A 23,064-nucleotide genomic window follows, 5' to 3' on the forward strand; every position below is an offset into this window, starting at 1 on the left:
GAAGATGACTGACAGCGTAGGAAGAATCGGCTTGGACTTAGAAGTGCAGTCCGATATTGGGAGGCAAATATCCGATGCTGCCCAGAAGATCGGCACCGGACTGAAAGGAAGTCTCGAAAAGGCAACGGTAGGCGTTGACACTAAAAAAATGTTTCAGGATATGGACAATCAGATAAAGGTGACAATGCAGAACGTTAGCAGCACGATCAATGCAGCACTGGACAAGTGCTTTGGAAAAGCCGGAACTGAAATTGATGGTTTGGGAGAACGCTTAAGTGCTGCTATTGAAAAGGCTCTTTCCCGGTTTACTGATGTTAATGTTTCCGCCTCTTCTGTAGACAACGCAGCTTTGTCCGGTAAAAATGTTAGCCCTGCAAAGCCGAGAGGACCGCCTGTAAAATTACCAGTAATCAAGGTTGATCCCAGTTCTGAGATATTGGGAAATCAGGCGGATCAGATCGAAGCAGTTATTAATAATCTTGGTAAACAGATTGATGTCCTGGACGAAAAACTTATAGATTTAAAAGGCTCTTATGATCGCACCTTTAACGAATCCAAGAAATCCAAGATCCAGGAGCAGATTGTAAAAACAGAAGGAAATATCATTAATCTGCAGGGTAAAATTGAGAATCTGGGAGTACAGTGGGATGCCATCAACAAAAAGATTGATGAAATGGCGGTTGAAAGCCAGCGGATTGGAAGCTTTAAGGGGGCCAATGTTAAGATTCCCCAGGCAAATGCCGCGCCTAAAGTGGCAGGCTTGCAGGACATTTCTGGCAGTATTGATACTGCTAAAGTAAGAGCCATGGCATCTGTGGGCCAGATCAATCAGATGTTCGCCCTGATCGGTACTGGCAGTGCACTGAACGGAGTGAATTTCTTAAAAAGGGGCATCACGGACCTGTTTAAAATCCTTGGAGGTGGAATTACTGGAGCGGCAAGAAAGGTGACCAGTTCTCTTGGTAACCTATTTCGAACGGCTGGTAATGGAGGAATGAAGCTGCTGAAAGCTGCGGGGCAGATTACTCTTTTCGGAAGAACCCTAAGAAAAAGTAGTAACAATGCTTCCAGTGCACAAAACGGAATGCAGAGGCTGCTAAAAACGTTAATGATCTATCGGCTGATTCTCCCCATGGTAGTAAGCGCAATCCGCTCCATGGGTAAACATTTGATGGATTCCATGAAGGCCAATGATCAATTTAATAATTCTCTGAAACAGATCCGATCAAACCTGAATGTAGCGTTTACTCCTATTCTGCAGGCTATTATGCCGGCCTTAAATATGCTCATGGCTGCGCTGGCACGAGTCACTGGCTATGTAGCAGCATTTGTAAGCCTATTGTTCGGTAAGACGCTGTCAGGGAGCGTAGCAGCCACAAAGAGCCTTGTGGCTGCGAAATCGGCTATGGGGGCTTATGGAAACAGCGCAAAGAAAGCAGCAAAGGACGCACAAGGCGTAAGTACTGGGATTGATGAACTTAATATCCTGAAAGATGATAGCAGCGCTGACGACGGTGGCGGAGCAGGGACACCTGAAATAATCACTCCTGATATTGATACAAGTCAGATGGATGCGATTGGCTCCGTTGCAGAAAAAGTAAAAAGCGTTCTAAATCAGTTATTCAAACCCTTAAAAGATTCCTGGGATCAAGAGGGTAAGAATGTAATTGACGCTGCTAATTATGCCTTTACAAACGTCATTGGTTTGGCTAAGTCTATTGGATCCAGTTTTCTGGAAGTGTGGACAAATGGAACCGGGGAGCAGTTTTGCAATAACATCTTGCGCCTTGTATCGCTGATTTTTAATGTTGTAGGTGATATAGCCGGGGCATTTAAAAAAGCTTGGGATGAAAACGGGAGAGGGACGGCTCTTTTGCAGAGCATCTTTGATCGGTTAAATTCCTGGCTGGAACTGATTCTTACGATTGGGGAATCGTTCCGCACCGTTTGGAATAATGGAACCGGGGAATCCATCATAGGTCATATCCTTGAGATATTTACGAATATCAACAATGTGATTACGAATATCCGGGATAACTTCCGGACGGCATGGGAACTTGATGGAACCGGGACAGCAGTGGTCCAAAACCTAATGGATCTGTTTGACGGCCTATTGGGATCAATCGATAGAATTACCCAGTCTCTATCGGAATGGAGTAAGACTCTTGATTTTGGTCCCCTTATGAAGGCGTTTGAACGCATTACTGCCGCTGTAAAGCCCCTGGGGGATAAATTAGGATCAGGGCTTGAATGGTTATTTAAAAACATACTGGAGCCGCTTGGAAAATGGGCACTGGAGCAGGCTGTTCCTGCCGCCCTTGATGCAATTACTGGGGCCCTTGAGTTCCTAAACAGTGTTCTGGACGCATTGATGCCTTTAGGAGAATGGCTTTGGAACAACCTTTTAAAACCACTGGCATCTTGGACCGGCGGAACCATCATGGATATCATCAAAGGTATTACTGATGTATTTAAAGGTCTGAGTAACATCTTTAGGGAAATAGCAAACGGTACTGACTGGTCGACCATTGGTCAGATGTTGATGGAAGGTTTTGTTAACGGTATTTCTTCTTTTGCTGATTGGGCATGGGGGAAAATTAAAGAAATCTTCTCTGGTATTATTGATGTGGTGAAGGGAATTTTTGGTATTCATTCACCCTCTACGGTATTTGCTGAAATAGGGGTTTTCCTGGTTCAGGGCTTCCTTGATGGTTTTTTAGAGATGTGGAATACCGTATCAGGTACTATCAGTACGGTCATAGGGATATTGGTAGGCTTTTTTTCGGGATTCGTGAATGGAATTATCCAATTGGTTACCTCCTTGTTGGATATTTACCTAAAGCCATTTGCATCCTGGTTCATGGATACGATGCTACCAGTGATAAAAAATGCACTATCTGGGTTGATTGCTGCTTTTGGTGTATGGTGGTCAGGAATCAAGGAAACTTTGTCTTACGTTCTTGATGCTCTTAAAGGTCTAATTGATTTCATCGCAGGAATCTTTACAGGAGACTGGGAAAGAGCCTGGAATGGAATTAAGGAGTTTTTCTCCAACATCTGGAATGCAATGAAGACGCTGGCTGAAACTCTGATGAATACTATAAAAATGGTGATAGATACCGTTCTTGCTGCAATAAAAGGGACCTGGGAATCTATCTGGAATGGTATAAAAACCTTTGTCTCCGATCTGTGGGACAGCATTAAGACCAAGGCCGATGAAATCTTTACTGCGATCAGAGATAAGCTATCTGAAATCTGGGATAGTGTAAAGTCTACCATTGAAGAAAAGTGGAACGCCATCAAGGACTGGTTCGGGGAAATCTGGCAGAAGATTAAAGATGTTTTCAAACTTGATGAAATGCTGGAGATCGGTAAAGCGGTAATGAATAAGCTTTGGGACGGCATGCAGGAGGTGTGGAAGAGTATCACAAACTGGCTAGATGGTGTCGTGAAGGCAGTGGGGGAAGCCTGGGATAAGGTGGTCAGCGGGGCTAAGAATCTATTCAGCAAAGCTAAGGCTGATGCAGAAGAGGAGGAGGACGAAAAAGATTCTTCCGGGCCGGGAAGCAGTAAGGGGTATGTAAGTAGCGGTCCTGGAGTAAAAGGCCATGCAACTGGTGGTTTCCCAAAATCCGGCAGCCTATTTGTGGCAAATGAAAACGGCAATCCCGAAATGGTGGGAAGCTGGGGAGGTAAGGCTGCGGTCGCCAATAACATGCAGATCACGGCAGGTATTGCCAGTGCTGTACAAAGCGGGATGAGATCTGCCATAGCACCGCTGGTGTCCAGTATGAGTACCGTTGTCAGTAACGCAACCCCGCCGCTGTCTCTGGTTGGTACCTCTGGGCGAAGCTCTGACACAGCTGAGCTGGTCCAGGCTATGGCAAATCAAGCAATGTCCACGCCGACCGAGAACATGTCAGATCACTACCTGTCCCTTATGGTGGATCTGCTCAGGAAGATCATAGAACTGATTGAGGCTATGGACTTAACTGTAAATATTGATATCAGGGAGATTAAAAAGAAACTGGCCGATTTGGATAAGAGAAGTGGTTACCCATTAAAAACAACGTAAGGAGGCGGTAAATGTGGCAGTAATAACGATCAATGGCCGGGAGTTTCCGTCTCCCGACATTGGAGGGAATCTGGTGGTGGCAACGAATGTAAGTGAAGGGAAAAATGCCCTGGGGGAATTTATAGGCCAGAGAGTAGGAAGAGATCAATACAAATTTGAGAACCTGCAATGGAAATTTTTAGACGCTGCCACTTGGGCGGCCATGCTGCAGGAGTTTGATAAATTTGTGGTGACGGCAAGGCTCCCAGATATGGTACATAACCGCATGATGACAATCCGCATGTACCCGGGGAACCGTACCGCAACCCCCATAGAATTTGATGCAGATGGACTTCCAACAAGGTACATGGACTGTAAGGTAAATATAATTGACTGTGGGGTGATTGAATAGTGCAGCCAGCTAGTCAGAAATATAAAGATTTGATGAGGAGGGAGTATAAGAATCCGTTTTCATATATCCGTGTCACCATAGGCCTGATAAACCAGGAAGCCCAGGCCAGCGCCTACATTCCGGACAAAGAAAATTATACGTATTACAGCAGCTTTAAAATGCCCTTGGACAATTATGAGGTCCAGGAGCTTTATGCCACTTGTGACCAGGACTACACAGCGGTGGACGGCAGTATGTATTTCCTTCCCAGGGGAAGGGCAGATGTAGTCCTGAATCAAGGAATTGTGTCAGAGGAGCTTCTTGGCCCCATAGAGATACGGTTTCCAATTGAATACGATATTAAGGGCCTTACTATTGAATTTGGCAAGGCCTACCCGGTGGACTTCACTATCGAATCAGATAACAACATGGTGGAGATCACCGGGAACACTGGTGGCCACTTTGTCACGGAAGAGATATTTAACGGCGCCACGTTCCTGCGCTTCACCCCTTCGACCATGGTAAACGGTCAAAGCCGGTTCCGGATCCACAAGATCACAATGGGGATCGGCATTTACTTTGATAACAGAAAGATCCTCTCTGCCACGAAGAAAGAACACATCAGCCCGATCATGGAGGAGCTGCCGACCATTGATTTTAACCTGACAGTAAATAACAAGGACCGGACCTTTGACATTGAGAATGCGGAAAGCTCCGTAAACTTTCTGGAGATCGGTCAGGGCATTACCGTTTTATACGGCCAGGAACTTGATGACGGATCCGTGGAATGGCTTCCTGGTGCAACCGTTCAGTTAAAGGAATGGTCCGCCGATGATGAGCAGATGGAATTTTCAGCAACGGACCGGTTTGACGGCATGGACGGAACCTATTATAAGGGCCTGTACCGGCCAGAAGGGATCAGCCTGTACGATCTGGCAGTTGATGTGTTTTCTGATGCTGGAGTGGACTATCGGACCTACTGGATCGATCCTTATTTAAAGTCTGTGCGAGTAAATAACCCTGTACCGGTTATTTCTCACAAGGAGGCTCTGCAGCTGATTGCCAATGCCGGGAGGTGTATCCTCTACCAGGACCGGGAAGGGATTATCTTTTTAAAGTCCAGCTTTATCCCGGATATGGTGGCCGGATCTGATAACGAGACCTATTTTAGCAGCGCAGGGGCAGTCCTGGATAACACTGCTAAGAAGGCCTATGCTCTGGCGCCCCAGGATTATACGGATGTAAAGCCTACTCAGTATTTTCTGCCAAAGAAACAAACTCTCCGTTATTCTCCTAATCCAGATTGCTTCAACATGACCGAGGAAAGGCAAGCGAATAGCCAGTATGTGGGTGTCGGGTATATGCCGAGGGAGATATGGGAGCATGAGAATTTATTGAGCAAAACCACAAATCCAGCTTTCGCGCCATTTATGGGACAAAACGTCAATAATCAAGGGGCCACAAGATGGTTGGTAAATAAAACCAATATAATTGCAGATCGATTGTATTATTTTAATGTTAAATATTCAATCGCCATTACCGAAGAAAATCCATCAAATTCCAGAATACGCGTACAATGTGCCAATGACTTTTCAACTTTTAGTCCTTGGGCTTCTATTTCATCTAAAACGGTCGAGAATACCTGGGGCGCACAATGGACTTCTGAACAACTTTTGCTTTTTAATCGATTGGATTTTAGGGCGGACTATATTTTACCAACGACAACAGTCACTCCTATATCAGCCATTTTAAGTGATGTACCCGGCTCAGAATATAAGCTTTCCCCCTCAGACTGGCTTGCTGATCCAAGTAATTATGAGTGGATACCGATAGGGGAGTATGTGAACCCGTCATACTTAAATACCGGATATACCTCAGAAGAAGTGGCAGGTAGTGATGGGTTCTTTTCAGTCAATCCAACGGTGGAAATTACCCTGGAAGCTTCTTTCAAATGCTTTGGCCTGACGTTGGAGTTTGGGAACAATAATCCCGCTGAGATGATCTTCCATGCCTTCCGGGACGGTGAGCTGGTGGAGGATTACATAGTAACCGGCCTGACCGCAACAACGGTCATCAGCCATGAATTTGAGGAGTTTGACAAGCTGGTTCTGGAGTTTACAAAGGGGCATCCGAATAATCGGGTAGTCCTAAATAATATCACCTTTGGCGACAGCACCGATTATGTTTTTGAGTATGGCCATGAGCTGACCAAGACCCCAAAGGGGACACAGCTGGCAAAAGTGAGAGAGTTGCAGGTAATCCGAACGCTTTACAAGCAGTCAAACGAGGTGAAGGAGCTGGCAAAGGAAACAATTACCGTCACGGCTGCGGATAACCGGTATACCTTTTATTTTAACAATCCTGTCTATGATTTATCCTGTGCTTTGACAGAGCCACAGGAAGGGCAGGTGGCCGCCATAGTGGAGAGCAGTAACTACTTTGCTACTGTGGAGATCACAGGGGGTACCGGGGCCGTTGAAGTTTCTATATCAGGCCGTGAATATCTTACGAGCCAGACTAAAGTAAGCCGGCAGCTTAACCCAACGGGGAGCCTGGAGACCTGGGAGAATCCCCTGGTATCCGATCTGATCCATGCGGTAGATCTGTCCAACTGGATCGGTGATTACATGAAAGCGGACCGGGAGTATGATTTGCAGTACCGTGGAGAGCCCCGGATCGATGCAAATGATATTACGTTCATGGAGAACAAATACGTTCCGGATCTGCTCCTCCGGGTATATGAGCATACTTTGAAATTTAATGGAGCTCTGTCAGGGACAATCAAGGCAAGGAGGGATATGAGTCATGTGGCAGCAACCAAAAACTAACTGGAAAGAAACTGATTACTTTAATATAGAAGATTACAACCGTATAAAGGGAAACTTAAATGAGATCCGGTCACAGGCACTTATCCTCTGGCCGGATTTTACGTTTGAGGAAATGGGATCAGATAAGACCTATCAGGATTACGGCTTCCATGCGGATGAAATCAACCGGTTTGAGTCCAACGTGGACCACATCTGTTCCGGGACTTTCCCTTTCCCGGTGGGAAGCCGCCAGACCTTTTATGATAACCAGCCTTTCATTGACTGGAAAGAACTGAATCGGATCGAGGAGGCCTGCCGGCTGATCTACAGTAATGTCCAAAGTAGAATAAATGGCCGGAAAACATTAGAAATCACATTGAATGGAGGTGCTTTTTAGATGGGATTAAAGACAGATTATAAGGACGCCATGTATGACGGCCAGCGCCGTTACCGCCTGATTCCAAACGAAGACGGGACCTACAGCCTGCCTGATGCAACTGCCTATACTCAGCAAGGGGATAAGTTCGGGGCAAATGACATTAACACTACGAATAAAGCCATCAACCGTCTTGATCACGTAACAGAGGTCACCTTGACCGTGGCAGGCTGGACCGGGAGTGCAGCTCCTTATACGCAGACTGTAACGGTCTCAGGGGCCACGGCAGACATAGAGGCTATGGTTGTGAGTGCTCTGGCAGATGGAGCTACAGAGGCCGTCCAGAAGGTGTATAGCAAGGCATTTGGTATTGTGACAAGCGGGACAGCTTCCCTGGGAAATGGAACGGCCACGTTTAAAGTTTATAAAAAGCCGGTTACGGATATTAAAATCGGCTTGAAGGGAGTGTAAAGCATGGGAAAGATATGGATGCCGGGAGGCGGTGGCGGGGCTGATCTGGATGTAATAACCGCCGGGGCCGGTGATGTGCTGGCTGGAAAGGTTATAGTGGATAAGGACGGGGAACCATTAACGGGAACCATGCCAAACAGGGGAGCAGTCAGTCAGGCTCTTAACGCAGGTGCAAGCTATACGATTCCTGCAGGCTACCACAATGGTTCCGGAACGGTGGCCGCAAACAGCCTTGCGAGCCAGACCAGCGCAACGGCAACAGCACCGCGGCTTTTAAACGGATATACTGCTTATGTAAATGGAAATAAGATTACTGGGACTCTCTCAGTAAACAGTATACTGTCTTTTAGTGCTGCCGCATACAGTACAACGCAAATTTTATTACAATGGCAAAACCCGTATGCGGCTACCGGAAAACCTTTTAGCGGGGTATTTATTAACTACTCTACTAATGGATACCCAGGAACTGGAGGAACTAGAATTTATACAGGGGCTGGAAATAACACAACACCCGGTGGTTGGTCACAAGCCCTTGTTACCATGCCATCAATGGGAACTACTTATTATTTTAGCGCTACAGCTTATGCGTCCGGATCCCCTGCAGATATGTGGGGAAATACACTAAATGCAGTTGCCGCTACTACATCAAGAGGACAACAAACGTTTACATCATCTGGGACATTTACTGTTCCAACTGGTGTGAGGTCTATTGATATATTTGTAGTTGGTGGTGGTGGCGGTGGAAAATCAGGTGTTGGTAGTGCTCCTGGCGGCGGCGGTGGTGGTGGATACACAAAAACTGTACTTAAATATGCAGTAACTCCGGGTCAATCCTTTGCAGTGACTATTGGTGCAGGTGGAAGTCCGGCAGTAGATGGAGGTACTACATCTTTTGGTTCCGTGGCAGCCGCTGAAGGTGGTAAGGGCGGTTCCCTTTATTGGGGAGGGAATGGTGGTTCCGGTGGTGGTGCTGCTGGATATGATTGGGGGGGTAATGGTGGTTCTAACGGCGGCAATGGCTCTGGAGGATCTGAAGGCGGTGGTGGCGCAGGACAAGGAACCACTACGAGAGCTTTTGGTGAATCATCTAACACTCTTTATGCGGGGGGCGGAGGCGGTGGCGCTTATGTAACTAACGGATCTGGCGGTTCCGGTGGTGGAGGTGCTGGAGGAGATGTATATGATGGTTGGGCTGTAGCTGGAACTGCAAACACAGGTGGTGGTGGCGGTGGTGGCGCTCAACACGGTACGGATGCCAGTAATGCAGGAAAAGCCGGTGGATCAGGAATATGCATTGTAAGATGGGGATATTAGAAGGAGGAATAATATATGGTTGCACATCAAGTATTCGCACAGATATGCGAAGGAGAAATAAAAAATGTTATCGTATGCGATAATTATGAAATGGCCAATTGGCTGGCGAGAGCATCTTATGGAAATAATGCATTCGCGATTGACTGCCTGCAATATCCCTGCGGAATAGGTGATAAGTACCATGATGGGGCCTTTTATCATGTAGGCAATGATGGGAATGAAACAGAGGTGAAGCCCGTTATTACAGCGGAACAGGAGGTACAGGCTCTGAATGCTCAGGTAGCGTATCTGTCCATGATGTCCGATATTGATATGGAAGGAGTCTAATATGAGTAAGAATTTTGAAAAAGTAAAGGGTTTTTATGATGCAGATCTGTGGACAGAGGGAATGGTGTGGAATGCTGTAGGCCGCTGGATTACAGTGGAGGAATACCAGGAGATCACAGGGGAAGAATATAAGAAAGAGTGAGGAAAATGAGAATGAAAAATATTTTATGTACAGCCGCAGGAGCTGTGGGAAGCTTTATAGTATCATTATTTGGGGGCTGGGATACCGGGATCGGTACCCTGGTCCTTTTTATGGTCATTGATTTTCTTTCTGGACTGGCCGTGGCCGGAGTGTTTAAAAGGAGCACCAAAACAGAAACCGGAGCCCTGGAATCAAAAGCCGGCTTTAAAGGGCTATGCCGCAAGTGCATGACGCTTCTGTTTGTTTTGGTCGCTCACCGGCTGGATCTGGCGATTGGAACCACATACATAAGGGACGCGGTGATTATTGGATTCATGGCAAATGAGCTTATATCTATCGTGGAGAACGCCGGGCTTATGGGCTTGCCGCTTCCTGCCATTCTTGTGAAAGCCATTGACGTATTGAAAAAGAAATCAGAGGTTACTGAATAATCTGTTGCGATATCGCAACGAAGTTGTAACATCACAACTTTTCGGGCTCGGGTAATCCTGGGCCTTTTTCTATTGAAAGGATAAGGTGATTTTTATGAGCGCAGTTGAGAATCTACTTCAAACGGCACAAGCAGAGGTTGGATATCTTGAAAAAAAGTCGAATAGTCAGCTTGACAGCAAGACTGGCAATGCCGGGGATAATAATTATACCAAGTATGCCCGTGATCTATATCCCTCCCTTCAGGCGCAACCATGGTGTGATATGTTCGTAGATTGGTGTTTCGTCCAGGGATTTGGGGATGGACCAGCTAAGCAGCTGCTGTGTGGTGGATTCAGTGCTTACACTCCCACCAGCGCGCAGTATTATAAAAATAAAGGACGATATTATAAATCAGATCCACTCCCTGGTGATCAGATATTCTTCCGGAACGATACCAGGATCTACCACACTGGAATAGTCTATAAAGTAACGAGCTCAAAGGTCTATACTATTGAAGGAAACACCAGCAGCGGATCGGAAGTAATTGCCAATGGCGGGGCAGTCTGCCAGAAGGAATATGCTCTTACCAATAGCAGAATTGACGGATACGGACGCCCTGACTGGTCCCTGGTAGAGCAACCGGAATATACAATGGGCTGGAATCACGACAAGAATGGCTGGTGGTATGCTGACTCGAAGACTACCTATTATAAATCCTGCTGGCAGATCATCAATGGCCATAAGTATTATTTCAACCCGGACGGGTACGCGGTCACCGATTGGCAGGTGATTGATTGCCAAGATTTCTATTTTGAGCCAAGAGCCGGACACCCGTTGGAATGTGCGCTGTATGTATCAGATCGGGATGGTGTGCAGGGGCCAGGAAAATTTTAAAGCCGGTGATCCAATCAGAGTGGGCATTACGGTGGCAGGGACTGGTGTAAGGCCGGGGATTAAATTTTTCTAATAGACAGGTATTTGTCCAATCTATCAAAGCATATAAGTATAATAAGAATTATCAAGGAATTAATAATATGCAATACGGTTATGATGATATTAATATAGATCGAAGTAGAAGAGGGAATCAAAAAAAATATTGGGTGCAACAGGAAAGTTCTGGGGCAGATCAAGATATGGGGACCAACCCTACAAGTCCAGAATCAGAAGAAATTGAGCTCTCAAATCCTTTTCCCGCATCCGTAAACACGATCGCTGGAGTTGTTGAAGATTGCATGAATAACATGGTTTTCATTCGGCTAAATAGTGGAGGTGGCTTTTGGATGATTCCTAGGAGCAGTACTGATAAATCTGTTACTGGCCAAGTTTGGGATTTAGTTTTTGGCTGGAAGGAAGACGAAATCAGCTTTTCTGATATTCAAAGTATTAGATGCATTTCGTAAGGTTACGCGATGCAGTAAAGTCTTTAAGTATTGTAAAGAAGAACTTAATAAAAACGTTATGAAGGGCGGGTATCCGGTATTCCGGGCCCGCCTATAAAGATACTTTGACAATCTGCCAATAACATAGATGTTTTAGCCCTTCTAGCATTAAAAGGGAAACTTCTGAATGTAATATTGCGTATTAATAATAAACCACATTTGGGTATCAAATCTCATAATAGTCCAGAGAGATAAACCTCGAAGATCATATTCTGCTACCAGCCCGACTCTTGCCTCAAAACTTCTCGCATCATTAAACCACACTAAGTGAAGAATCCCGTCACTATCCATATAATAGAAAAAAGGTGACTGTGCTGCTTCGTTAAATTGTATTGGTATGCCACTATCTGCTGCAATCTGTATTGCATTATTGTTTTCTATAGCAGTTGCTTCTGTTGCGCCCGGAACATAGGGTAGCGTCCAATCATAGCCGAGTGTGGTGATACCTAAGAATAATAATTCGGATGGAATAATACTGGTTACGTAGTCTATTAGTTCTCTTAAAACATTAACTGGGAAAATTGAGCTTGGATAACTATAAAATCTGGCCCAATCATATGATGCAAATAGAATTCCATCTACATATCCAGACAATTGTGAATAATCCAACTTTTCAAAGATGACAATGGGACCCTGAATGTTTATAATTGGCGTTGTGGTGACTATAACTCTATAACCTTCTGAATGAAATATGGCTGAAGCCTTTTTTACATATTCCACAATACTATTTATGTTATCCGGTGTGATATCTTCGATATACATATTTACTCCGTGATAACCCTTTGTTTTTATTATTTGAAGAATATTGTCAATGAGGCGATCTTGCACAGAGGGGTTATTTAAAATATTCTGAGTTACTTCACGAATAATTGTTCCTTCTTCCGTAATTGTAGAAACAAACATCATGGGCACAACACCATAGGTTTTAGCCAACTGAATTACATCAGAGTCGTCAGCAATAGAGATAACTTCTCCCTCACTTGTGGCCCTATAATTGAATATCGTCAGATATGTTAAAAAGGGAAGCGTTTTTATTAAAATAGATTTATCTATATATGAAAAAGTATAACCACTAGTGGTAATTGTTCCTGATTTATTCGTTTGATAATTAATAACAATGGTTTCACCGGCGTACATAAGTTCTCTATCGGAAAGATAGGGGTTATTTCTCAATAATTCCATTGGCGTAGTACCATGCTGCTCTGCAATACTTTCCAAAGTGTCACCAGCCTGGACAGTATAGAGTGTTTCCGGCTGAACAATCACAATAGTTTGGCCAGTTGCTAAATTGCCAGGGTTTATAATTCCGTTTTCCAATATTAATCTGTCAACAGGGATCTTGTAATAATCTGATATTGAATTTATGGTTTCACCGGGTTGGACAACGTGTATGATCATGGATTCCCTCAAATGATCTTATTGATACTATTATATGCTAATCTTACATGTTCATAACATCGTAGTGTAGATAATAATGTATTACAATAATCTTATGCAATATACTGGTTTGGGAGGTTGGGATAGTTAGCCAATGAAATAGGCGGGTATCCGGTACATTCTGGACCCGCCTTTTTGCATGGTAGAATTATATCATTTTCTGACTGCATTTTGACTGCATGACCCCTGATTTTGACTGTTATCAAATGGTCGTTGTTGGTGAGGTTAAAAGTTACAAGAATCTCGAAAATAAGCGGAAAAGTACAGATTTACGGGACTTATAAATATTTAAAAATAAAACCCGTTGCATTTCTCCCATTTTTCTGTTATATTGATTTGTTAAACGGTTAGTGGAGAGGATTTCAGGATGTTTTTATATCAGATTACGGATGATCATGTACAGATCCTGGGCTGCAGGGGGTATGACGGTTCCATACGGATTCCGGAGAAAATAAGGGGTCTGCCGGTGACAGAGCTGGCTGCCTATGCATTTTCCGATGGCTGGGGGAAGAGAGAGGTGCTTGCATCGGCGGGAAAAGAGATATGCCTGTGTGATGAAGAGGGCAATCCAATTGAAATAGAAGAAAAGGATATTCCGCCGGAAATAAGCTGCGAGGGACTTAAGGATATATATCTGCCGCATACGATTAGAAAAATAGGAAACTATGCATTCTATAATTGTTATGAGTTAGGCCATGTGGAGTGCTTCAGTTCCATTTTTGATGTGGGCTCCGGATTGTTTACCGGCTGCTCTGGAGTTCGTTTTTTGGATATTCATATCATTGATGGAGAGCGCTCCTGTATGAAGGAGCTGCTGGCGGAATTGCGGCAGGAACTTTATGTAAACTATTTCAGCATCAAAGGGGAGGCAAGGCTGGTTTTTCCTGAAATGTATGAGGAGTCTGTGGAACATACACCAGCAAGGATCATTCTCCGGGAAATGCATGGCTGCGGCCATATGTACCGTTACTGTTTTGACCGGACAGAGTTTCAGTTCCATAAATACGATGCCCTGTTTCCTCATATCCTGGTGCAGGAGCCGGAGCGGGTGACAGCTGCTCTGGTTCTTGGAAGGCTTTATACTCCTGTGAATCTTCTTGAAAAAGACAAGGAGGTGTACGAGGCCTACTTAACGAAGCATTTTAAGGGGGCGGCAAGGCTGGCGCTTGAGGAAAAGGACCCGGCCCTTTTCCTTTGGCTTGCCTTAGAGTACGGTCACAATCAGGAGGATTTTGACGGAATGGTGGATATGGCGGGAAACGGGGACAGGCCTGAGGTATTAAGCGTTCTTATGAAGCTCCGCCGCCAGCGTTTTACAGCTGGGAAGAGGAGGTTTTCCCTGACATAAGTAACTGAATGAAAGTAAATTCATAGGGTTTGAATTTAACCGAATCAAGTAAGTCCCCCACTTCAAATGCGAAAAGCATTAAGTGGTGGGTGGGGACTTGCCTGTGTCAGGTGGAGTACAAGCTCCACCTGACAGGCAGCGAAAGCTGCTATTCGGTTATGCCCGATGAAGCGGGGCAGGGCCTCCCCCGCACTATCGGGGACGCAGTGAGCAAGTGGCGAAGCGGATTGCGAAAATCCGCTTGACTAAATCAGCTGTTTTGTGAGACAAAAGCGAATGAATTTCCTTGCACAGATAAAACAGAAAGAGGGTGGAAACATGATCGATCCGGTGAGACAAAGGCAGCTTGATGAACTGGCAGAGGTGGAACTGGGCCATGAGATCCTCTCCAATGCCCGCAATGAGCTTTATTTAAGCTTCCGGTACTTAGATGTGGCCCTAAGCAGCCTTGGGTTTGAAGCTGACTGGACGGGCCGGGGGGTGGGGACAGACGGATTTGTGATCTATTATCAGCCGGAGCATTTGTTTTCCATATACAAAAGAAGCCGTATCCTGATGAACAGGGCTTATCTTCATATGCTTTTCCACTGCCTGTTCTGCCATTTGGGCGGAAGAGGGGGACGGGAAAAGGAATATTGGGATCTGGCATGTGACATCACCATAGAATCCATTTTGGACAGTTTTTATGTTAAACCTGTATACCGTCATCAGACTCCTTACCGCAGAGAGGTGTATGGGAGACTGGCGGAAAAGCGAAAGGTATTTACTGCTGAGGGGATTTACAAAGACCTTCAGGATATGAAGCTGACCAGGGAACAGTATGAACGGATGGCAGCAGAATTTTATGTGGACAATCATGACCGGTGGGAAACGGAAGAAAATCCCCGGTTTCAAGTGGAACGCCAGAACAAATGGCAGAATATCAGGGAAAAAATGCAGACGGAAATGGAGTCTTTTGGGGAAAAGAATGAGGATTCGTCAAGAAATCTTCTGGAACAGGTAAGGATAGAAAACCGGGAAAAATATGATTACAAGCAGTTTTTAAGGAAGTTCGCAGTATTAAGGGAAGAGACTGAGATCGACCCAGACTCCTTTGATCCTGTGTTTTATACTTACGGCCTTTCTCTTTACCGGAATGTGCCTCTTATTGAACCTCTGGAAACAAAAGAGGTTTATAGGATTGAGGATTTTGTGATCGTGATTGATACCTCAATGTCCGTGTCAGGGGAACTGGTACGGAATTTCCTTCAGGAAACCTATGGTGTTCTCGGGGAATCGGAAAGCTATTTCCGGAAGATCAATATCCATATCATCCAGTGCGACGAGGAAATCCGCTCTGATGTGACGATCACAAGCAGAGAGGAAATGGAAGACTATATGGAGCATTTCACATTATCCGGGTTTGGAGGGACGGATTTCCGCCCTGCATTCGAATATGTGAACGGCCTTTTGAGCAAAGGCGCTTTTGGGAAGCTTAGGGGTCTTTTGTATTTTACCGACGGTAAGGGGATCTATCCGGTGAAGATGCCGCCCTATGATACGGCCTTTGTTTTTGTGGAGGATCAGTATGAGGATATTTCCGTACCGGGCTGGGCCATGAAGGTGATCCTTAAATCAGAAGATCTGGAAGTTACATGACAGGAGATTTTAACATGAATATTAAACGAGCAAAAGAAGAAATTAAGAATACCATAGAAGCCTATCTGCTAAAGGATGTATACGGCGCCTATGAGATACCGGCAGTCCATCAAAGACCGGTGTTCCTCATGGGACCTCCGGGAGTGGGTAAGACTCAGATCATGGAGCAGATTGCCAGAGAGTGCGGGATCGGGCTGGTGGCTTATACAATTACCCACCATACCCGCCAGAGTGCGGTTGGCCTTCCCTTTATAAACGAAAAGGAATTTGGAGGAAATATTTACCGCGTGACGGAATACACCATGAGTGAGATCGTGGCCACCATTTACAATAAGATCGAGACTACCGGCCTTAAGGAAGGAATCCTTTTTATCGATGAGATTAACTGTGTTTCCGAAACCCTAGCGCCCACCATGCTCCAGTTTCTCCAATATAAGACCTTTGGCAACCACAGGATTCCTGATGGCTGGATCATTGTTACGGCCGGAAACCCGCCGGAATATAACAAGTCGGTACGGGATTTTGATGTGGTGACCCTGGACCGAATCAAGCTCATTCATGTGGAACCGGATTTTGAGGTGTGGAAGGCCTATGCCTATGAACAAGCTGTTCATCCGGCGGTCATTTCTTATCTGACTGCCAGAACGGAAAACTTCTGCCGGATCGAAACCACTGTGGATGGAAAATTTTTTGCTACACCCAGGGGCTGGGAAGACTTATCGAAATTTATTGAGATTTATGAGCGCCTGGGAAAAAAGGCGGACCGGGATGTGGTGGGAGAGTATATCCAGTTTCCTAAGATTGCCAAGGACTTTACAAATTATCTGGAGATATATTATAAGTACCGGGATGATTACCAGATCGATGAAATTCTGTCCGGCATCATCCGGGAAAGCCTGTGCAACAGGTTAAAACGGGCACCATTTGACGAGAAATTAAATGTCATCGGCCTTTTATTGTCCAGACTGGGACAAAGCTTCCGCGACTTATCCCAGCAGGAAGACAAAACCGGCCTTTTAATGGAAGAGTTGAAGAAAATTAGTCCGGAGAGCGGTGACAGTCCGGAGACTTCCATGGCGGACCGGCTGGCTCTTTTACGGGATCAGTGGAGCGGGGATTGGGATAGGAAACGAAACGCAGGTCTTTTAAACAGAAGAGAAGATTATTTGCGCCGGGACGTGGAAGCCCTTCTTCTTCAGTATGAGGAAACCCTTCGCAGAGAAGGGATCGAAGAGAACGAGGCAGCCTGGGGCCGGATACGGGAGATGTTTGAGGGGGAAAATGCCAGGTATGAGGCTCTTCTGGAAGAGGGAGGAAAGTCCCTGGAGCACGCCTTTGATTTCATGGAAGCAGCCTTTGGAGACGGACAGGAAATGGTGGTGTTTCTGACGGAGCTGAATACCGGATATTACAGCGTCAAATTTTTAAAAGAGTATGATTGTGAACGGTATTATCAATACAATGAGCGGTTGTTATTTAAAGACCGGGAGAATGACATAAGGGCCAGGATCGATAGTTTGGGAAAATAATGTATAAAAACCAGAAAGCTACTCCATAATAAGAAAGAAAAGGAGGTAGTGCCATGGGAAATAAAGCATTAAGTTATACAGCTCTGACCATAGCCATTATTGGCGCGGTAAACTGGGGGCTGGTAGGTTTCTTCAATTTCAACCTGGTGTCATTTATTTTCGGCAGCATGACATGGATTACAAGAATCGTGTATGCTCTGGTAGGAATTTGCGGGTTGTACCTGCTTACCTTTTATGGACGTTCAGAAGCCGGCACAGAAAGATAGCAGATGATTTAAACAGGGGCATTGCAGCATGATGGGATAACCTATTGTGCTGTGGTGCCTCCACTCATTTTACGGGATACTACTTGGGCATACCAGGGAGTTTTCTTTTTTTACATAAGGATAAATATGACTTGAATTTTATAATATCCTCAACATAAAGGATCATGGGGGGCCCAATTTTAGTGTACGGAGGATTACAGATGGAAACACAAATGCAGTTTGAATCATATCTTCGTAATGAAAATTTATCAGACAGCACCATATTTTCTTATATGTCTGCGATAAAAGTTTATTTTACCCGTTACGATGACATAAGTAAAGAAAATCTTCTGGCTTATAAAGGATATTTAATGGAGTATTATAAGCCGAAGACGGTAAACTTAAGGGTTCAGGCTATTAATAAATATCTGCTATACATCAAGCAGGAACCGCTGCAGTTAAAAAATGTCAGAATACAGCAAAAAAATTTTCTGGAAAATGTGATAAGCAATGCGGATTATAAATATTTAAAAAAACGGTTAAAGCAGGATGGAAACATGCAGTGGTATTTTATTGTATGGTACCTGGCTGCCACAGGAGCCAGAGTCAGCGAATTGATACAGGTCAAGGTGGAGCATGTGGAAATGGGGTATCTGGATCTTTATTCAAAGGGAGGAAAACTCCGGAGGCTCTATATTCCCGGAAAATTAAAGGAGGAGAGTATGAAATGGCTGAAGGAAGTAAATATCACCTGCGGATATCTGTTCTTAAACCGCTTTGGGGAACGGATTACAACCAGGGGGATCGGGCTGCAATTGAAACGTTATGCGGAAAAGTACGGGATTGATCCAAAGCTTGTCTATCCCCATTCCTTTCGCCACCGGTATGCGAAAAATTTTCTGGATAAATGCAATGATATTTCATTGCTGGCGGATTTAATGGGGCATGAAAGCATTGAGACCACCCGTATTTATTTGAGAAGGACGGCTACAGAGCAGCAAAGCCTCATTGACAGGATCGTTACATGGTAAATAAGGCGCAGCATCATGACAGGATATGGTCATGGTGCTGCGCTTTTTTTTTATAAAAAAACCTGTGATTCTTCTGAACTTGATTCATAGAAGGAATCGCAGGATAGGTATGTTCTGATAATGTGTATTATAGGAACATGAAAGAAAGATGATTTGCTTTATTATTCCCCTATAAATACGCAATTTCTGTTCTATTTCATATATCGTCATTCCAAATGGTTTCATAAGGAATTTTTTAAAAATCTTTTTAATTTCCTGTCTAAATCAACTTTTTTATATTTAAAAGGTACTTGTTGTAATACACATTCTGGGAATATTTGTAAATATGTCAATTTTTTAACAAAGTGTAATTCGCAGAATAACAAGGAGGTGATGCGAATGTTATCGTTAGGAAGGAATCCGGGTGAGTATCTTGTCATCAATGGAGATATTGTCATTCAGGTGGTTTCAGTGGACGGAGATTTAAGACTTGCTATTGACGCCCCAAAGGACATTTCTATTGTCAGAGGTGAAATTTATGAAAAACGCCATCCAATGCCTCAATGCTTAAAGCGCTTGAAAGAAAAGGGCATGAGATGGTAAAAGGAAAACTGGTTTCAGCTTCTCATTCAGGGCCCGAATGGGGAGTTTGGGATAGATAAAAAGAAACACGGGGGAAAAGGATGTCCCCGTCATAATTCAAGGAGGTAATACATATGAGAATTCAACACAATATTACGGCTTTAAACGCACACAGACAATTGGGAAATAATAATAACTCAGTAAGCAAAAACCTTGAGAAATTATCATCTGGTTTTAGAATCAATCGCGCAGGCGACGATGCAGCCGGTCTTGCTATTTCTGAGAAGATGAGAGCACAGATTACTGGTCTTGATACCGCTCAGAAGAATGCCAATGATGGAATTTCTTTGGTTCAAACGGCAGAAGGCGCTTTGACAGAGGTTCATTCCATGCTAAACCGTATGGTAGAACTTGCTGATCAGTCTGCGAACGGTACTTATCAGAATGAAGTTGACCGCGAAAATCTACAGAAAGAAGTAAACTCTTTAAGAAGTGAGATCAACCGTATTTCTGAGAGCACAAACTTCAATGGAATTAACCTGCTGGATGGCAGCATAAATGCATCAAAAGGAGCAATTGAGGTTGGTACTATTACTTCTACTACTGTAAATGAAGCCAAGGCCCCAGCCATCGGAACATTTGCCCCAACTACAAATGTAGATGGTAAGCTGAATCCGGCAGAGGATGAAACAAAATATTCTGCTAAATTCTATGTTGGAGATATCACGAATAATAACGCTGCCGGCAAAGATATTGTTCTCTCCTACAAAGACAATACAGGGGCCACTCAGACTGTTACAATGACTGTTGCTGCAGGTGCAGATTTTAATACAGCAGATATTGCAACGGCTTTAGCAGGTGGAGTTGACTCTCAAGGCACTGATGCAAATGGTAAGTTTGAAGATCTCTACGATGTAACTGTTGATGGTAATATTGTAACCATTACTGCTAAGGCTCATGGTACAACATTTGATGCAGCTTCACATGTTGATGGCAGCAAACTGGGAATCGAAGCCGCAGGCTTTGATGCAACAGCATTTGATGCTGCTGACAGGAACGCTTCCATAGATAAAATGAAAGAAAAGTATGATGGAACAACTGAAAGTCCCATTGGATATGGAACGGCAGCAGGTGAGGCAACAAGTTATGTGGCAGCAAAAGATCCATCTTATCAGGTAGCCAGCAAAAAGCTTACAATTGATTCAACATCTACCGGATCATCTCTCCATAACGGTGCTATCACTGTTGGAAGTAAGATGTATGTGATTCAAAATGGTACCGAAGCATTAAAGGGCTTGGAAGGAAAGACAGAAGGAACAGATTATGAAGTTGTAAAGGTAGACGCAACAGATTCTGCTAATGATGTAGCGAGTAAGCTTGCAGCAAAAATCAGTGCTGATGAACCTGATAATGGCAAATATGTGGCTTCTGCCGCTGCAAATGTCCTTACAATCAGCGAGTCCACCAATAAAGCCCAGGAGGTGCTCACTGCTAATGATCCTGCTTTAGCAGGAAAAGCTTCAGCAGTTGCTTCTGACCCGGGACTTATAATAACAGCAGGGACAACAACAGGGGCCGGTACATTGGCAACCTTTGATGCTAATAAGATGGTAAACGGAACAAGTGTTACCGTTGGGGATAAGACCTATACATTTGTAACCAGTGATTCCGATACTGTCGCAAAAGGCGCAGAAAAAATTCTTTATAAGGATACAGATAAGAGTGAGGATTTGGCAAAGTTATTAGCAGATAAGCTGACTGCAGATGGCAAAACAGGGGTTGCTGCAGATGGCATTTCTGTTAAGGTAACAGGTTCCACCAATGTACTTGCCAATGCAACGACACAGGGGGCAGGACTTACCCTTCAGATTGGTGATACCTCTGATTCGTTCAACAAGCTTTCTGTACAGATTGGTTCTACCAGTGCAAAAGCCTTGGGAATTGATGCAATCGATATTGAAACACAGTCAGGGGCAGCTTCAGCAGTTGCAGTAATTAAAAAGGCTATTAACTCCGTATCTTCAACCCGCGGTGACCTCGGTGCTATCCAGAACCGCCTGGAGCACACCATTAATAACTTAAGCGTAACCAGCGAGAACATGACAGCAGCAGAAAGCCGCATTCGTGATGTTGATATGGCAAAAGAGATGATGACTTATACAAAGAATAACATTCTTGTTCAGGCATCCCAGGCAATGCTTGCTCAGGCAAACCAGCTTCCTCAGGGCGTATTACAGTTATTACGGTAATCCGATATAATTTCTTAATGGCAATATAGAACAGGTGCTGCAAAATGACCATACATCTAATCATTTTGCAGCACCTTTAACTTATACATTTCATTTTATAAAAAAGCTAACCAATATTATCTAATTCCTATCTCATAAATCCCATCTATTTTCATTATTCGTTTATCAGCTGATCAATCCCCTTGAAATCAATATACAGATTTTCATAAATATTCACTTTTATAACAGCCTCAAATGGATATTGAACTGAGATGCTGTTACCCTCAAAGTAATTAACAGTCACAATACGGCGACCAGGATCTACAATCCAATATTCACGGACTCCATAATTTTTATAGTAATACAACTTTTTAATATAATCATCAGAAGGATTTCCAGGGGATACGATTTCTATAATAAAATCGGGTGCGCCGTTGTATCGCTTTCCATCCAGTTTATCCCTATCGCAGACAATGATAATATCAGGCTGCACAATTGTAAGAGGGTTATCATTCAGTTTTACATCAAATGGAGCGGAATATGTCTTACAAGTCCCCTTTTTTTGTTTGATATAATCCGTCAGGGTATATAGAAGTTCTCTTGATATCTCCTGGTGTATCTGTGAAGGACTGGCCATGTATTGAATTTGCCCATCAAAAATCTCTGCTCTGATATCATGGGGCAGAGCCTCATATTCCTCTATAGTAGTCAGACGCTGTTGCGATAATGGCATGATAACACTTCCTTTCCTGGTACGATAGCGCACTGCTATCCAATCGTTTCTGTCTTTTATATTTTTAATAAACCATTGCTATTTTAATTTTCATATACCAATAAAAAAATTATAAGAGAATCGGCTATCTCCTACAAGGGGCTGGCTAATAAAAAGATAGAATTGGCACCGTTCAAACCGTCCAAAGTTTACATGGATGGCTTTTCTATCCCTGTTTCCAAGGTTTCAGAAAGATTTAATTGCGATTATTGAATATAAAGGTAAGAAATTCAACACTCTTGCAGTGAAACATTTATCCCTTACCATGATAGTATCATACCCTACTCAGCCATGCAACATGTTCCAATCCATAGGTATGGTAAAAGCATATATAAATATACGAAAGAGTAATAACATTCTTAAATATCTATAAACGGGGAAAATATCATTAAAATGGTTTTCATTAAATGGTTAAATTAGGTTCCCTATTTTTATAAATGGAAATAAATATATCAAATATCTCAAATAATAGGATTGTTAAGTGAGATTTTTAATAAAGATTTTTTTAAAACGTGTATCTTCCAAATTGTAACTATCTGAATT

Annotated in this window: 20 protein-coding genes; 18 read left to right on the top strand and 2 right to left on the bottom strand. The window is 43.9% G+C overall.

The features are described 5' to 3' along the window. Positions 1 to 4: 4 nt before the first annotated feature. From K401_RS31820 to K401_RS0110305, 11 genes are all read left to right on the top strand, one after another. A complete protein-coding gene (locus K401_RS31820) occupies positions 5 to 4,075 on the top strand; it encodes a hypothetical protein (protein WP_024292859.1) in 4,071 nt (1,356 codons plus the stop codon). A gap of 13 nt (positions 4,076 to 4,088) precedes the next feature. Further along, complete coding sequence (locus K401_RS0110255; RefSeq protein ID WP_024292860.1) at positions 4,089 to 4,466, top strand: hypothetical protein; 378 nt, start codon at positions 4,089 to 4,091, stop codon at positions 4,464 to 4,466. After that, positions 4,466 to 7,273, top strand: a complete 2,808-nt coding sequence (locus tag K401_RS33545) for a hypothetical protein (RefSeq protein WP_024292861.1) — start codon at positions 4,466 to 4,468, stop codon at positions 7,271 to 7,273. The genes K401_RS0110255 and K401_RS33545 overlap by 1 nt, the downstream gene beginning before the upstream one ends. Then, positions 7,251 to 7,649, top strand: coding sequence for a hypothetical protein (locus K401_RS0110270; protein WP_024292862.1), 399 nt, complete (start codon positions 7,251 to 7,253; stop codon positions 7,647 to 7,649). The genes K401_RS33545 and K401_RS0110270 overlap by 23 nt, the downstream gene beginning before the upstream one ends. Further along, on the top strand, positions 7,650 to 8,099 hold the full coding sequence (locus tag K401_RS0110275; RefSeq protein ID WP_024292863.1) for a hypothetical protein: 450 nt from the start codon (positions 7,650 to 7,652) through the stop codon (positions 8,097 to 8,099). Positions 8,100 to 8,102: 3 nt separating this feature from the next. Next, positions 8,103 to 9,413, top strand: a complete 1,311-nt coding sequence (locus K401_RS32845) for a glycine-rich domain-containing protein (RefSeq protein ID WP_024292864.1) — start codon at positions 8,103 to 8,105, stop codon at positions 9,411 to 9,413. Positions 9,414 to 9,428: 15 nt separating this feature from the next. Beyond that, positions 9,429 to 9,740 (top strand): hypothetical protein, encoded by a 312-nt coding sequence (locus tag K401_RS0110285; RefSeq protein ID WP_024292865.1) that lies wholly within the window; start codon positions 9,429 to 9,431, stop codon positions 9,738 to 9,740. A 1-nt stretch (position 9,741) separates the two neighbouring features. Next, positions 9,742 to 9,882, top strand: a complete 141-nt coding sequence (locus K401_RS0110290) for an XkdX family protein (RefSeq protein ID WP_024292866.1) — start codon at positions 9,742 to 9,744, stop codon at positions 9,880 to 9,882. An 11-nt stretch (positions 9,883 to 9,893) separates the two neighbouring features. Continuing rightward, positions 9,894 to 10,313 (top strand): phage holin family protein, encoded by a 420-nt coding sequence (locus K401_RS0110295; protein WP_024292867.1) that lies wholly within the window; start codon positions 9,894 to 9,896, stop codon positions 10,311 to 10,313. A 94-nt stretch (positions 10,314 to 10,407) separates the two neighbouring features. Beyond that, positions 10,408 to 11,187 carry a CHAP domain-containing protein gene (locus K401_RS0110300; protein ID WP_024292868.1) on the top strand — a complete coding sequence of 260 codons (780 nt, stop codon included), beginning with the start codon at positions 10,408 to 10,410 and terminating at the stop codon, positions 11,185 to 11,187. A 140-nt stretch (positions 11,188 to 11,327) separates the two neighbouring features. Beyond that, on the top strand, positions 11,328 to 11,693 hold the full coding sequence (locus tag K401_RS0110305; protein WP_024292869.1) for a hypothetical protein: 366 nt from the start codon (positions 11,328 to 11,330) through the stop codon (positions 11,691 to 11,693). A gap of 147 nt (positions 11,694 to 11,840) precedes the next feature. Here K401_RS0110305 and K401_RS0110310 read toward each other — a convergent pair whose 3' ends face one another. Then, positions 11,841 to 13,130, bottom strand: a complete 1,290-nt coding sequence (locus K401_RS0110310; RefSeq protein ID WP_024292870.1) for a LysM peptidoglycan-binding domain-containing protein — start codon at positions 13,128 to 13,130, stop codon at positions 11,841 to 11,843. Positions 13,131 to 13,536: 406 nt separating this feature from the next. Between K401_RS0110310 and K401_RS0110315 the strand changes: the two genes are divergently transcribed. The 7 genes from K401_RS0110315 to K401_RS33550 all read left to right on the top strand — a co-directional run bounded on the left by K401_RS0110315 (position 13,537) and on the right by K401_RS33550 (position 21,770). Next, positions 13,537 to 14,517 (top strand): leucine-rich repeat protein, encoded by a 981-nt coding sequence (locus K401_RS0110315; RefSeq protein ID WP_024292871.1) that lies wholly within the window; start codon positions 13,537 to 13,539, stop codon positions 14,515 to 14,517. 318 nt (positions 14,518 to 14,835) lie between these two features. After that, entirely contained in the window at positions 14,836 to 16,155 is a 1,320-nt protein-coding gene (locus K401_RS0110320; RefSeq protein WP_024292872.1) for a vWA domain-containing protein, read from the top strand. 14 nt (positions 16,156 to 16,169) lie between these two features. Next, positions 16,170 to 17,684: an ATP-binding protein gene (locus K401_RS0110325; protein WP_024292873.1), complete on the top strand. Its 1,515-nt coding sequence runs from the start codon at positions 16,170 to 16,172 to the stop codon at positions 17,682 to 17,684. A 53-nt stretch (positions 17,685 to 17,737) separates the two neighbouring features. After that, a complete protein-coding gene (locus K401_RS0110330) occupies positions 17,738 to 17,950 on the top strand; it encodes a DUF378 domain-containing protein (protein WP_024292874.1) in 213 nt (70 codons plus the stop codon). Between the two features lie 200 nt (positions 17,951 to 18,150). Continuing rightward, entirely contained in the window at positions 18,151 to 18,960 is an 810-nt protein-coding gene (locus tag K401_RS0110335; protein WP_024292875.1) for a tyrosine-type recombinase/integrase, read from the top strand. Between the two features lie 378 nt (positions 18,961 to 19,338). After that, entirely contained in the window at positions 19,339 to 19,542 is a 204-nt protein-coding gene (locus K401_RS0110340; protein ID WP_024292876.1) for a carbon storage regulator, read from the top strand. A gap of 113 nt (positions 19,543 to 19,655) precedes the next feature. Beyond that, positions 19,656 to 21,770, top strand: coding sequence for a flagellin N-terminal helical domain-containing protein (locus K401_RS33550; RefSeq protein WP_024292877.1), 2,115 nt, complete (start codon positions 19,656 to 19,658; stop codon positions 21,768 to 21,770). Positions 21,771 to 21,924: 154 nt separating this feature from the next. Here K401_RS33550 and K401_RS0110350 read toward each other — a convergent pair whose 3' ends face one another. Beyond that, positions 21,925 to 22,482: a Uma2 family endonuclease gene (locus K401_RS0110350; RefSeq protein WP_024292878.1), complete on the bottom strand. Its 558-nt coding sequence runs from the start codon at positions 22,480 to 22,482 to the stop codon at positions 21,925 to 21,927. Positions 22,483 to 23,064: the final 582 nt, after the last annotated feature.

The organism is Lacrimispora indolis DSM 755, from assembly GCF_000526995.1.
GTDB lineage: Bacteria > Bacillota > Clostridia > Lachnospirales > Lachnospiraceae > Lacrimispora > Lacrimispora indolis.

Excerpts from the sequence above, each read along its gene's own strand:
- K401_RS33550 (WP_024292877.1), top strand. The coding sequence starts at position 19,656 with ATGAGAATTCAACACAATATTACGGCTTTAAACGCACACAGACAATTG.
- K401_RS0110330 (WP_024292874.1), top strand. The coding sequence starts at position 17,738 with ATGGGAAATAAAGCATTAAGTTATACAGCTCTGACCATAGCCATTATT.
- K401_RS0110325 (WP_024292873.1), top strand. The coding sequence starts at position 16,170 with ATGAATATTAAACGAGCAAAAGAAGAAATTAAGAATACCATAGAAGCC.
- K401_RS0110350 (WP_024292878.1), bottom strand. The coding sequence starts at position 22,482 with ATGCCATTATCGCAACAGCGTCTGACTACTATAGAGGAATATGAGGCT.
- K401_RS0110300 (WP_024292868.1), top strand. The coding sequence starts at position 10,408 with ATGAGCGCAGTTGAGAATCTACTTCAAACGGCACAAGCAGAGGTTGGA.
- K401_RS0110275 (WP_024292863.1), top strand. The coding sequence starts at position 7,650 with ATGGGATTAAAGACAGATTATAAGGACGCCATGTATGACGGCCAGCGC.
- K401_RS0110285 (WP_024292865.1), top strand. The coding sequence starts at position 9,429 with ATGGTTGCACATCAAGTATTCGCACAGATATGCGAAGGAGAAATAAAA.
- K401_RS0110295 (WP_024292867.1), top strand. The coding sequence starts at position 9,894 with ATGAAAAATATTTTATGTACAGCCGCAGGAGCTGTGGGAAGCTTTATA.
- K401_RS0110310 (WP_024292870.1), bottom strand. The coding sequence starts at position 13,130 with ATGATCATACACGTTGTCCAACCCGGTGAAACCATAAATTCAATATCA.
- K401_RS0110270 (WP_024292862.1), top strand. The coding sequence starts at position 7,251 with ATGTGGCAGCAACCAAAAACTAACTGGAAAGAAACTGATTACTTTAAT.
- K401_RS32845 (WP_024292864.1), top strand. The coding sequence starts at position 8,103 with ATGGGAAAGATATGGATGCCGGGAGGCGGTGGCGGGGCTGATCTGGAT.
- K401_RS31820 (WP_024292859.1), top strand. The coding sequence starts at position 5 with ATGACTGACAGCGTAGGAAGAATCGGCTTGGACTTAGAAGTGCAGTCC.
- K401_RS0110335 (WP_024292875.1), top strand. The coding sequence starts at position 18,151 with ATGGAAACACAAATGCAGTTTGAATCATATCTTCGTAATGAAAATTTA.
- K401_RS0110315 (WP_024292871.1), top strand. The coding sequence starts at position 13,537 with ATGTTTTTATATCAGATTACGGATGATCATGTACAGATCCTGGGCTGC.
- K401_RS0110305 (WP_024292869.1), top strand. The coding sequence starts at position 11,328 with ATGCAATACGGTTATGATGATATTAATATAGATCGAAGTAGAAGAGGG.
- K401_RS0110290 (WP_024292866.1), top strand. The coding sequence starts at position 9,742 with ATGAGTAAGAATTTTGAAAAAGTAAAGGGTTTTTATGATGCAGATCTG.
- K401_RS0110340 (WP_024292876.1), top strand. The coding sequence starts at position 19,339 with ATGTTATCGTTAGGAAGGAATCCGGGTGAGTATCTTGTCATCAATGGA.
- K401_RS0110320 (WP_024292872.1), top strand. The coding sequence starts at position 14,836 with ATGATCGATCCGGTGAGACAAAGGCAGCTTGATGAACTGGCAGAGGTG.